At 61.0% G+C, this 11,554-nt stretch carries 11 protein-coding genes; 8 read left to right on the top strand and 3 right to left on the bottom strand.

Features of this window, described 5'->3' with window-relative positions; translation table 11 throughout:
* Positions 1-80 precede the first annotated feature (80 nt).
* Positions 81-362, top strand: a complete 282-nt coding sequence (locus tag M0D66_RS23715; protein WP_211706346.1) for a hypothetical protein — start codon at positions 81-83, stop codon at positions 360-362.
* A gap of 122 nt (positions 363-484) precedes the next feature.
* Here the strand turns inward: M0D66_RS23715 and M0D66_RS23720 are convergent, their stop codons facing one another.
* Together M0D66_RS23720 and M0D66_RS23725 are read right to left on the bottom strand one after the other, a co-directional pair.
* Complete coding sequence (locus M0D66_RS23720; protein ID WP_093644479.1) at positions 485-1,780, bottom strand: MFS transporter; 1,296 nt, start codon at positions 1,778-1,780, stop codon at positions 485-487.
* Between the two features lie 99 nt (positions 1,781-1,879).
* Positions 1,880-2,974: a tartrate dehydrogenase gene (locus M0D66_RS23725; RefSeq protein WP_200620516.1), complete on the bottom strand. Its 1,095-nt coding sequence runs from the start codon at positions 2,972-2,974 to the stop codon at positions 1,880-1,882.
* Positions 2,975-3,111: 137 nt separating this feature from the next.
* Here M0D66_RS23725 and M0D66_RS23730 point away from each other — a divergent pair, with 137 nt between their 5' ends.
* From M0D66_RS23730 to M0D66_RS23760, 7 genes are all read left to right on the top strand, one after another.
* Positions 3,112-4,023 (top strand): LysR family transcriptional regulator, encoded by a 912-nt coding sequence (locus M0D66_RS23730; protein ID WP_093644483.1) that lies wholly within the window; start codon positions 3,112-3,114, stop codon positions 4,021-4,023.
* 475 nt (positions 4,024-4,498) lie between these two features.
* Complete coding sequence (locus M0D66_RS23735) at positions 4,499-5,590, top strand: porin (RefSeq protein ID WP_211706345.1); 1,092 nt, start codon at positions 4,499-4,501, stop codon at positions 5,588-5,590.
* Between the two features lie 360 nt (positions 5,591-5,950).
* Positions 5,951-6,820 carry a branched-chain amino acid ABC transporter permease gene (locus M0D66_RS23740; RefSeq protein ID WP_211706344.1) on the top strand — a complete coding sequence of 290 codons (870 nt, stop codon included), beginning with the start codon at positions 5,951-5,953 and terminating at the stop codon, positions 6,818-6,820.
* An 8-nt stretch (positions 6,821-6,828) separates the two neighbouring features.
* Positions 6,829-7,839: a branched-chain amino acid ABC transporter permease gene (locus M0D66_RS23745; RefSeq protein ID WP_093644570.1), complete on the top strand. Its 1,011-nt coding sequence runs from the start codon at positions 6,829-6,831 to the stop codon at positions 7,837-7,839.
* Complete coding sequence (locus tag M0D66_RS23750) at positions 7,832-8,596, top strand: ABC transporter ATP-binding protein (protein WP_093644572.1); 765 nt, start codon at positions 7,832-7,834, stop codon at positions 8,594-8,596. The genes M0D66_RS23745 and M0D66_RS23750 overlap by 8 nt, the downstream gene beginning before the upstream one ends.
* Entirely contained in the window at positions 8,583-9,290 is a 708-nt protein-coding gene (locus M0D66_RS23755) for an ABC transporter ATP-binding protein (RefSeq protein WP_211703442.1), read from the top strand. The genes M0D66_RS23750 and M0D66_RS23755 overlap by 14 nt, the downstream gene beginning before the upstream one ends.
* Before the next feature lie 72 nt (positions 9,291-9,362).
* Positions 9,363-10,547: an ABC transporter substrate-binding protein gene (locus M0D66_RS23760; RefSeq protein ID WP_211703443.1), complete on the top strand. Its 1,185-nt coding sequence runs from the start codon at positions 9,363-9,365 to the stop codon at positions 10,545-10,547.
* Between the two features lie 74 nt (positions 10,548-10,621).
* Here the strand turns inward: M0D66_RS23760 and M0D66_RS23765 are convergent, their stop codons facing one another.
* Positions 10,622-11,527, bottom strand: coding sequence for an SDR family oxidoreductase (locus tag M0D66_RS23765; RefSeq protein WP_211706343.1), 906 nt, complete (start codon positions 11,525-11,527; stop codon positions 10,622-10,624).
* Positions 11,528-11,554: the final 27 nt, after the last annotated feature.

The raw sequence follows: 11,554 nt of genomic DNA on the forward strand, positions 1-11,554 counted from the left end.
TTAAGGAAAGCTTCTTATTCTGTGGGTACGCGTCGACCGGAATGGTCGACGTGGCACCATCACACTATTGGAGAGCCTTCATGAAAGCACTCAAACACGTCATGCTCATTGCTTCGATCGTCGCCATCCCTACCCTGTCGTTTGCGCAGCAGATGAACGCACCGATGAACGATACGACACCCGCACCGACCGTCTCGATGCACGACACACAGAACAATCAGGCAGGTACGCAATATCAGCAGCCCTCGCACAAGATGTCGGGCTATGGTGACAGCTCAGGTTACGGCGCACCCGCAACAAGCTTTTCGCAGTCTTCGACGATGCATTTCGCGGGTAAGGACTCGCGACTGTTCAAGCATTGAATACGCGCGATGATGCCTTGCCCTTCCGCGCTAATCATTATTCGCACCGGGTCATTGGACAACAACTGGCGCGGGAGCGAGGCACATCGTCAATCAGGAAGCCAATCAGAAACCTGGCGAGATCATTGCGGCGCAGGCGCCGCCCGATATCCTCGCCGGCCGACAGCCAACGCGAGCATGGCTGATACCGCAAGACTTGCCGCTACGACATAAAGTCCGGCCGCATATCCCCCCGTCACACTCTTCAGCCAGCCGATCGCAAACGGACCGACGAAGCCGCCGAGGTTGCCGATCGAGTTGATCATGGCGATACCGGCCGCCGCACCGGCGCCAGAGAGAAAGGTACTCGGCATGGCCCACAGCGGCGCCTTGGCCGCACTGATGCCCACGTTCACGAGGATCAGTGCGAGCACCACCCCAAGGACGGTATCCGCAAAGCCTGCCCATGCGAGCCCAATGCCGGCAGCGACGCACGGAATCACCACATGCCACGTGCGCTCGCCAGTGCGATCCGAATGGCGCGCCCACATCACCATGCCGATCACAGCCAGCACGCTGGGAATCGCGTTCAACGCACCGGTACCTAGTGCGCTAAAGCCGAACTGACGAATGATCAACGGCGCCCACAGCCCGAGCGTATAAAGTCCCGCGGAGGTGCCGAAGTAGATCATCGACATGATCCACACCCGCGGGTCGCGCAGCGCTGCGAGTGCACCCGCAGCGTGGCCTGCCTGCGATTCTCGTCCCGCGCGTTCTTCGCGCAGCGTTGCGACGAGCCACGCTTTCTCATCGGCGGCAAGCCACTTCGCCTTTTCCGGCGAATCGGTGAGCGCTTTCAGAACCACGAACCCGAGTACGACGGCTGGAATTGCTTCGATGAGGAAGAGCCATTGCCAGTCTTTCAAGCCGAACAGGGCCGGCATCTGCATGATGGCGCCTGAAATGGGCGATCCGATTGCGGTCGACAAAGGCGCGGCCGCCATGAACGCGGCCGCCGCGACTGCGCGCTGCCGTGCAGGAAACCACTGGCTGAGATAAAGAATGATGCCGGGGAAGAAACCGGCTTCGGCCACACCGAGCAAAAAGCGCAGCGTATAGAACGAATTCGGCCCGACGACAAACGCGGAGGCCGCCGACACCAGCCCCCACGTCACCATAACGCGTGCAATCCAGATGCGTGCACCGACCTTGTTCAGAATGAGGTTCGAGGGCACTTCGAACAGAAAATACCCCAGAAAGAAGATGCCGCCGCCGAGCCCGAACATGGTCGGCGAGAGGCCGAGGTCCTTGTTCATCGTGAGCGCGGCAAAGCCGACGTTCACGCGATCGAGAAAGCTCACAAAATAAAGCAGCATGACGAAGGGCAAAATGCGCCACGTCAGCTTGCGAACCACACGGGCTTGCAATTCATTGGCCATGCCAGTCTCCAGTCTTTGAATCGCCCGTGACGTAGTCGTCCGGGCGTTTTGTTTTTGTCTAATGCGGGCGTTGTGTATCGCGTACTACGTCTTGCGTGCTCAGGCGGCCTTGAACTCCGTCGCTGGTTTCGCGGCGAGGATCGCGCAAACGGCATCGGTCACCTGCACGGTCGTGGCCGTTCCGCCGAGGTCGCCCGTGTGCAACGCCGGGTCGGCCGTGATGCGTTCGATCGCGCTCATCAATTGCTGGGCAGCGGCCATCTCGCCAAGATGCTCAAGCATCATCACAACCGACCAGAACGTGCCGACCGGATTGGCGAGACCCTTACCCATGATGTCGAAAGCGGAACCGTGAATCGGCTCGAACATGGAGGGATAGCGGCGCTCGGGGTCGAGATTCGCGGTCGGTGCGATGCCGAGGCTGCCGGCCAGTGCCGCTGCCAGATCGCTGAGAATGTCCGCGTGAAGATTCGTGGCGACTATCGTGTCGAGCGTGGCGGGACGGTTGACCATGCGCGCGGTGGCAGCGTCGACGAGTTCCTTGTCCCATTTGACGTCAGGAAATTCCTTTGAGACTTCCAGGGCAATCTCGTCCCACATCACCATCGCGTGGCGTTGCGCATTGCTCTTGGTGATCACCGTCAGCAGCTTGCGCGGCCGCGACTGGGCGAGGCGGAACGCGAATCGAAGAATGCGTTCGACGCCCGCGCGGGTCATCATCGAAACATCGGTGGCGACTTCGATCGGATGGCCCTGGTGTGCACGTCCGCCTACGCCGGAATACTCACCCTCCGAGTTCTCGCGAACGATGACCCAGTCGAGATCCTTCGGCCCACAACGCTTCAACGGCGCGTCGATGCCTGGCAGGATGCGGGTGGGACGCACGTTCGCATACTGATCGAAGCCCTGACAGATCTTCAGGCGCAAACCCCAAAGCGTCACGTGATCGGGAATATGCGGGTCGCCTGCCGAGCCGAACAGAATCGCATCCTTGTTGCGGATGGCATCCAGCCCATCGGCCGGCATCATCACGCCGTGCTGGCGGTAGAAATCGCCGCCCCAGTCGAAATTCTCGAACTCGAACTGGAAGGCGTCGCTTCGCGCAGCGATGGCTTCGAGAACCTGTTGGCCCGCGGGCACGACTTCCTTGCCGATGCCGTCGCCGGGAATGGTTGCGATGCGATAGGTTTTCACGGGCGTCTCCTTGGTGTTGAACGTATGGCTGCATCCTAGAACGACAACCGCACGCGAAAACGCTGCTAGACTCAAAGCATCCTTAACCTGAAGTTAATAATGGGCTGCTCGACGGCCCGCTCGTTGGCCCACTCAACATGACTTCGTCGATACAACCGGAAGATCTCGCCTTCTTCTCCACGCTCGCTGCAAGCGGCAGCCTGACCGCGACTGCACGCGAACTCGGCTTGAGCACGGCGGCCGTGAGTAAGCATCTGGCGCAGATGGAATCGCGCGCGGGCGTGTCGCTCGTGAATCGCACAACCCGGCGGATGAGCCTTACGCCGGAGGGCGAGCTTTATCTCACCCGCGCACGGCGCATCCTGAGCGAAATGGACGATCTGGCCCAGTTACTTGGCGGCTCGCAAGCGGCCCCGAAAGGCCTGCTGCGCGTGAACGCGACGCTCGGTTTCGGCCGCAGTCACGTGGCGCCGCTCATTTCCCGATTTGTGCGGCGCTTTCCCGAGGTGGACGTGCAGTTGCAACTCTCCGTTGACCCGCCACCGATTAGCGACGACGCCTTCGACGTGTGCGTGCGTTTCGGCGAACCACCGGATGCGCGCGTGATTGCGCGCAGGGTCGCGTCCAACCGTCGGCTGCTGTGCGCATCGCCAACGTATTTCACCAAACGACGCGCACCACGCAGTCCGGCGGAGTTATCGCAACACAACTGCATCGGCATTCGTCAAGGCGACGATGGCTACGGGTTATGGCGTTTGACCAGCGGACGCGGCGCGGCCGAAAAGACCGAGACCGTGCGAGTGCGCGGCAACCTCACCACCAATGACGGCGAGATCGCGGTGAAGTGGGCGCTCGACGGTCACGGCATTCTGATGCGGGCGGAATGGGACATCGCGGAGTACCTCGCCGATGGCCGTCTGATCCACGTATTGCCGGAATACCGCACGCCCGATGCCGATATTTATGCGGTGTACCCGCAACAGTTGCAGATGACGGCGCGGGTCAAGGCATTCGTCGACATGCTGATAGAGACGTTCGGCGCGCGCTGAGTCACTTCCTTGCTAGTTCTGCAATGCAGAACTAGCAAATCAGCCGCCTCTCTCGTAATTCAAACCGGATAATTCCGGCAATCCCCTTGTATTACATAGCCTTACGGCACACTTCAAGCGCACCTTCAGCGCCAGGTGTTTTCCCTATTTTGGCCTGCATTGCAGTCCAAACGAGCGATTTCCCCCGTTGACACAGAACGAACGGTCGTGCCAAATTGCGCCTGCATCCTGTGCGCAAGCATGCGATCAATGAGCTCTTAGCAGCGCCGAGCCGCCCCGCACCCAGGAGACAAGCCAGCCGGCAACCGGACTCGAGACGCCTACCAGCAGATCCAAAATTTCGCATCCCTTATCAGATCGCGAGGGCTCTTTATCGCCTGTTGAAATCGTATCGCGCAACAGATCGCCAGAATCTTGCAGCACAAGCATTACTTCGCCAGTTCAATTGATTCCAATAAACAAGGAGACACGAAGCATGCCGGCAAGTCATCGCAATCGAATTGGAGCCATTCTTGGATTAGTGGGCGCATGCGCCCTGGGCACGGCCCAGAGCGCCCATGCGCAAAGCAGTGTCACGCTGTACGGTATCGTCGACGGCTCGATCCTCTACACCAACAAAACGCTTAACGCGACCACCGGTCAGAACGCCGGCCGTCAATACTCGTTCACCGACAGCGGCCTCTCCGGTTCGCGCTTCGGCTTGCGTGGCGCGGAAGATCTTGGCGGCAGCATGCGTGCGATCTTCGAACTCGAAAGCGGTATCAGCATCGCCAACGGCGCGTTCAGCAATTCGAACGGCAACGCGTTCGGGCGGCAGGCGTGGGTCGGCCTGGACAGCCGCTACGGTACGGTCAAGGCCGGTTTGCAGTTCTCGCCCTTCTTCCTCGCGGTGTACGACTTCGATCCGCGCGAAATGTCGTACTTCGGCAGCGGTCTCGTCACCTATCTCAACAACGTCTTTGTGACCGGGCTGTTCAACCCGAACGGCATTTCGTACACGTCGCCGGAAATCGCTGGTTTGCAAGCCAGCGCAATGATGGCGCTGGGTGGCACGGCCGGGGACTTTCAGGCGGGCCGCCAGTACTCGGCGAGCCTGCGCTACCACCTGGGCACGCTGACCGTCGATGCCGCGCTCTATAGCGGCAACGCCGGCGGCAGCGCTGCATCGATCGCGATTCCGAGCGTGGTCGAATTCAACGGCCGTGCGCTCGGCGCCAGCTACGTGTTCAATAACCTGACCGTGAAGGCTTCCTACGTGCAGTACAAGGTGGCCGGCTCGTTCAACGATCGCGTCTATTCAGGCGGCGCCAGCTATCGCATCACACCGGCGCTGAATGTCGACGCGGGCGTGTGGGTCACGCGCGACGGGAACAACTCGTCGAACAACTCGATACTGGCGTCCACCGGGATCGACTATTCCCTCTCGAAGGCCACCGTGGTGTATGGGCAAGCCGGCTTCGTGACTAACCACGGTGCCATGCACACCGGACTGTCCGTCAACAATGCACTGAACGAAGTAACCGGCACAACGGCCGGCGTGAACATCGGCATGCGGCACATGTTCTAACCGCCTCAGAACGCGAGATACCGGCGTACCGTGCAAGCGGCGCGCCGGATCATGCGAATGGGCGACTTGATGCGCGCTATCTAAGTGACTTCCCTAATAATCTGCAATGCAGAACAATCAAATGGAAAAACTTATTGACGCAAAGCGAACGCCCGTGCCAAATTTCTCTAACGCCGCCACACATCACCATTTCCAGTTTGCGCCGATGCGCGCGTGTTTTAAGCGTCGACAACCGTCGATAACGGTCGCCGGATTCGAGAAAGCGGCTGTTGTCCCGTCCGTAGTCAGGCGTGCGGCGATGCGTTCCCGGCAGCAAGGGTAACGATTGCACAGCGCGCCTCCGTTGGAGGATGTCAAAGCGTGGACATGTTTTTGCAGCAGCTTCTCAACGGCTTGACGCTGGGCGGCATCTACAGCCTCGTCGCACTCGGACTCACACTGGTCTACGGCATTCTCGCCGTGCCGAATTTCGCTCACGGCGCGTTCTACATGGTCGGCGCGTTCGTCTCGTTCTACCTGATGAGCCGGCTCGGCTGGAACTACTGGCTCGCGATGATCGGCTCCGGCCTCGCGGTCGCGCTACTCGCGATCCTCGCCGAGCGGCTGGTGTTTCATCCGCTGCGCAAATCTTCCGAATTGCATCCCATGATCGCCGCGATCGGCCTCCTGCTGTTTCTCGAAGCCGGTGCGCAGGCGATCTGGGGCGCGGAATTTCATCGTATGGCGACGCCCTACGCGGGGATCGTCGATCTGGGCGGTGTGACCGCGCCCGTGCAGCGCCTGCTGATCATCGGCGCCGCGTTCGCATTGGTGGTGCTGCTGCAACTCTTCCTCAAATACACGGTAATCGGCTCGAGCATCATCGCGATGGCGCAGGACCGCGAAGGCGCCTCGCTGATGGGCATCGACGCCAACAAGGTGACGATGCTGACTTTCGGCATCTCCGGCCTCCTCGCTGCCGTGGCGGCCACGCTGTACGCGCCGATCAACCTCGTCTATCCGGCCATGGGCCAACTGGTGATCCTGAAGGCCTTCGTGATCATCATTCTCGGCGGCATGGGCAGCGTGCCGGGTGCGATCGTCGGCGGATTGATCATCGGCATGGCGGAGAGCTTCGGCGCCTTCTACATTTCGACCGACTACAAGGACATCATCGCCTTCGTGCTTCTGGTGGTGATTCTGTCGGTTCGTCCTCAAGGACTGTTCACCAGGGAACTGCGCGCATCGTGAAACCGGTCATGAAATTATTCGAGGGCAAGCTGGGCTGGACACTGCTGTTCGTGCTCGGTCTCGTGTTTCCGTTTCTGGCCACCAACGACTACATGCTTACCGTGATGTCCACCGCGTACGTCTTCGCGCTGGCCACCGTCGGGTTGAATCTGATCACCGGCTATACGGGGCAGTTCAATCTCGCGCACGGCAGCTTCATGGCGGTGGGCGCGTACACAGTGGGCATTCTCACGGTCGATCATCAGGTGCCGTTCTGGATCGCGTTCATTGCGTCGGGCGTCGTCGTCGCGATACTGGGTGCGCTGGTCGGACTTGTTTCGCTGCGTCTGCGCGGCCACTACTTTTCTATTTTTACTTTGTGCGTGGGCTACATCATGTTTCTCGTCATCGAGAAATGGGACAGCCTTACGCATGGTGTCTCGGATATTGTCGGTATCCCGGCGCCTTCGGGCTTCGGCATCATCTCGTTTGAAAATCCACGGCCGCTCTATTACCTGGTGTTCGCCTTTCTGGTGCTCGGCGTGTGGCTGATGCATCGCATCGTCGACTCGCTGCTCGGCCGGACCTTCATGGCGATCCGCAATAGCGACGGTCTCGCGCAGTCGCTCGGTATCAACCTGATGCGTAACAAGGTGCTGGCCTTCGTGCTGTCCGTCGTCTATGCCGGGCTTGCGGGTGGACTCTATGCGGGTTCCGTACGCTTTCTCGGACCTGATCTGGCCGGCGTCGAACATACCTTCGACATGACCATGTACATGCTGGTGGGCGGCATCGGCACCCTCGCCGGCCCGCTGCTCGGCGCGCTCGCCATACCCTGGCTCACGCAGTATCTGCAGTTTTTGCAGGCGTACCGCTTCGTCGTGTTCGGCCCGATCCTCATTTTGCTGGTGATCTTTTTGCCGAATGGGATCGTCGGTTTGTATAGGGCGAGAAAGAGCCAGCGCGCGAAACTGGCAACGCCGAAGAGCGGCGGTGTTGCGCGTCAATCGCAACCCACACGCGGAGATCGTCATGCTTGAAATCGACTCGCTCAGCAAACGCTTCGGCGGTCTCGTCGCGGTCGACGACGTCAGCACGCATATCGAAGCCGGCAAGATCAATGCAATCATCGGGCCGAACGGCGCGGGTAAGACCACCTTCTTCAATCTGATCAGCGGCACCCATCTGCCGAGTTCGGGACGCATCCGCTTCAAAGGCCAGGACGTGACAAAGCTGGCCGCCGATCAGATGGCGCGCCTCGGCATTGCGCGCACATTTCAATCCACTGCGCTGTTCGACCGGGCCAGCGTCCTCGACAACCTGATCGTTGGCCACCGGCTGCGCACGCGCTCGGGGCTGTGGGACGTGCTGACGCATTCAGCGCGGCTCAAGCAGGAAGAACGCATCTGCCGCGAGAAGGCGCGCGAGGCGTTAGATTTCGTCGGACTGTCGGCGATTGCGGAACGGATGGCCGGCGACATCTCGCAGGAAGAGCGCAAGCGTGCCGCCGTGGCGCTCGCGCTCGCCACCGAACCGAGCCTGATGCTGCTCGACGAACCCGCCGGCGGCGTCAATCCCGAAGAGACCGAAGGCCTCTCCGAACTGATCCGCAAGCTGGTGAAACACGGTGTGACGGTGTGCCTGGTGGAACACAAGATGAACATGATCATGAAGCTCGCCGATCGCATCATGGTGCTGAACTACGGCAAGAAAATCGCCGAGGGCACGCCTGCCGAGATTCGCGCCAACCCGGCCGTGATCGATGCCTATCTGGGGAGCGAACATGCTGAGGTTTGAGAACGTCACGCTCGATTACGGCAGTTTCCGCGCGCTGGACGGCATCACGCTGCACGCGGACGACGGCGAACTGGTCGTGCTGCTCGGCGCCAACGGCGCGGGCAAGAGCTCGATCTTTCTCGCGACGAGCGGCCTACGCCGCGCCACGAGCGGCAGCCTGCGCCTCGGAACGCGCGAGCTGCTCGGCATGACGCCCGCACAGATCGTGCGCAACGGCGTGATTCAGTGCCCTGAGGGCCGCAAGCTGTTCCCAGGCATGTCGGTGCTGAAGAACCTCACGCTCGGCGCCTATGTGCATCGCGGCGACAAGGCCGGCAATCAACGCAATCTCGATCAGGTATTCGCGCTCTTTCCGCTTCTCGCGGAACGCAAGGATCATGCGGCCGGCTCGTTGTCCGGCGGGCAGCAGCAGATGGTGGCGATCGGCCGCGCGATGATGGCCCGCCCCAAGGTGTTGCTGCTCGACGAACCGTCGCTCGGTCTCGCGCCGCTGGTGGTCAAGCAGGTGTTCGAGGTGATCCAGCAGATCAATCGCGCGGGTACGACGGTGCTGCTCGCCGAACAGAACGCGTTTGCGGCCTTGAAGATCGCGCACCGCGCCTATGTGATCGAGAACGGCCGCATCGTGCTCGAAGGCGATCACGCGAGTCTGATGAACAACGAAGCGATCCGGCGCGCTTACGTCGGCGGCTGAACGGATTTGATGCACAGCCTGATGCATGACTTTAAGCGTCAGGCCATTCGAACAATCCCAAAGGAGACACGTATGACGATCAAACGCTTGTGCGGACGCGCTGGAGTGGTTGCGGCGGTCGCCACGACTGCGCTGCTGGGCACGGGCGCCGCGATGGCGCAACAGGTGGTGCATATCGGCTACTCCGGTCCGTTGAGCGGGGGCGCGGCGAAGTACGGCCAGGAAGTGCTCGAAGGCATGCAGATGGCCGCCGCCGACGTCAATCAGGCCGGCATCGAAGTAGCCGGCAAGAAGATCAAGCTCGAAATCGTGCCGCTCGACGACAAGTACAACCCCGCCGAAACCGCGATCAACGCCCGGCGTCTTGCGCAGGAACAGCAGGCGGCTGTGGTGCTCGTGCCGCATTCGGGCGGTGGCTTCGCCGTGCAAACCAGCAATGAGCAACAGAAACTACTGCTGCTCTCGTACACCAGCGTGCCGCAGATCAGCGAGCGCGGCAACAAGCTCACGGTGCGCATTCCGCCCGCGTTCACGTCGTATCTGAACGCGTTCATCAAGTACGAAATGGCGACGTACGGCAAGAAGGTCGCACTCGCCGCCACCGATACCGACTACGGCAAGGTCTGGGTCGCCGCATTCAAGCCCGCATGGGAAGCAGCCGGCGGCACGATCGTCGCGGACAATTCGATGTCGTATAACCGCGCCACCGATTTCTACAGCGGTGTGAGCCGTGTGCTGGCCGCCAAACCGGATGTGATGTTTATCGGCGGCCCGTCCGAGCCGACCGGCTTGATTGCGCAGCAGGCACGCGAACTGGGTTTCAAGGGCGGCTTCATTGTGATGGATCAGGCCAAGCTCGACGAAGTGGCCAAGGTGACCGGCGGCTATGCACCGTTGAACGGCGCGATCGGGGTGTTGCCGCTGGCCAACGACGATACGCCGAACGCTAAAGCGTTTGTGGAGCGCTTCCGCAAGACCCACGCTGGGCGTGATCCGAGCCAGGAAGTATCGCTGAACTACACCGCGGTCTACGCAACGGCACTCGCGATGAAGCTGGCCGGCAGCGTCAGTGATGCAACCGCGATCCGCAATCAGTTCGATAAAGCCGTGAAGGCGTTGCCGCCACAGGCCAATCCGCAGAGTGTGACGGGTGTCGACGACCACGGTGGCTTTGTGATCGGTAATCCGGTTGCGGCAGTGGTTCAGGGTGGACAGTTGAAGTCGGCGGTGTTGAGTTCGCTGACAGCGGCGAAGTGACGACGTGACGGCCTGATATGGGCGTAAAAAAAGCGCCGTGGTTTCCACGGCGCTTTGCGCATTTCCAGTTCGGATTACCCCTTCAACGCCTCGATAATCTGAACACGCACATCGGGCCGCTCGGCAAACGGATCGGTCGGATTGCGCGGCGTCACGATATCCTCGGCGCGCGTTTTCACTGCGGCTAGCGCATGCGGATGCGAGAAGATATAGAACTGCTCCTCACGGATCGCATCGAACACCATGCCCGCGACCGTTTCCGCACTCACCTTCCCCGAACTCACCGCCTTTTCGCTCATCGCACGCGATACGCGTTGCGATAAGGTCGGAGGCGTGTCGTTGTCCAGTTCGGACGGGCGGTTGCGATGCGCCTTCGCAATACCCGTCGGCACGAAGTACGGGCACAGCACCGAGCACGCCACCTGCTGCGTGACCAGCGAAAGATCCTGATACAGCGACTCGGTCAGCGACACCACCGCATGTTTCGACACGTTGTACGGACCCATCATGGGCGGATTGAGCATGCCCGCCATCGACGCCGTGTTGACGATATGCCCGCGATAGTCCGGATCGCGTTTAGCGGCGTCGAGCATCAGCGGCGTGAACGCCCGCACGCCGTGAATGACGCCCCACAGGTTGACACCGAGCAGCCATTGCCAGTCACGCTCGGTGTTCTCCCACACGAGGCCGCCGCTGCCGCCTACGCCCGCATTGTTGAACACCAGATGCACGCCACCGAAGGCGTCGAGCGTGGCGCGGGCCAGCGCATCGATTTCCTCGCCCTTCGCGACATCGACGCGACGCGCGATGACTTGCGCGCCGGCCGCGCTCACCTCGGCGAAGGTTTCGTCGAGTGCATCCTGTTGCACGTCGGCGAGTACGAGATGCATGCCCAGCTGCGTGCCGAGCCGTGCGAACTCACGGCCGAATCCGGAGCCCGCACCGGTGATTACCGCTACCTTGCCTTCAAAATTGTTCATGCCTTGTCCCATTGCCAGTTGGTGAGA

Source organism: Paraburkholderia sp. SECH2 (assembly GCF_030464795.1).
GTDB lineage: Bacteria > Pseudomonadota > Gammaproteobacteria > Burkholderiales > Burkholderiaceae > Paraburkholderia > Paraburkholderia aspalathi.

Bases quoted from the DNA above. Each gene is read 5' to 3' on its own strand.
- M0D66_RS23730 (WP_093644483.1), top strand. From the start codon at position 3,112: ATGACTTCGTCGATACAACCGGAAGATCTCGCCTTCTTCTCCACGCTC.
- M0D66_RS23755 (WP_211703442.1), top strand. From the start codon at position 8,583: ATGCTGAGGTTTGAGAACGTCACGCTCGATTACGGCAGTTTCCGCGCG.
- M0D66_RS23720 (WP_093644479.1), bottom strand. From the start codon at position 1,780: ATGGCCAATGAATTGCAAGCCCGTGTGGTTCGCAAGCTGACGTGGCGC.
- M0D66_RS23715 (WP_211706346.1), top strand. From the start codon at position 81: ATGAAAGCACTCAAACACGTCATGCTCATTGCTTCGATCGTCGCCATC.
- M0D66_RS23765 (WP_211706343.1), bottom strand. From the start codon at position 11,527: ATGAACAATTTTGAAGGCAAGGTAGCGGTAATCACCGGTGCGGGCTCC.
- M0D66_RS23745 (WP_093644570.1), top strand. From the start codon at position 6,829: ATGAAATTATTCGAGGGCAAGCTGGGCTGGACACTGCTGTTCGTGCTC.
- M0D66_RS23750 (WP_093644572.1), top strand. From the start codon at position 7,832: ATGCTTGAAATCGACTCGCTCAGCAAACGCTTCGGCGGTCTCGTCGCG.
- M0D66_RS23760 (WP_211703443.1), top strand. From the start codon at position 9,363: ATGACGATCAAACGCTTGTGCGGACGCGCTGGAGTGGTTGCGGCGGTC.
- M0D66_RS23735 (WP_211706345.1), top strand. From the start codon at position 4,499: ATGCCGGCAAGTCATCGCAATCGAATTGGAGCCATTCTTGGATTAGTG.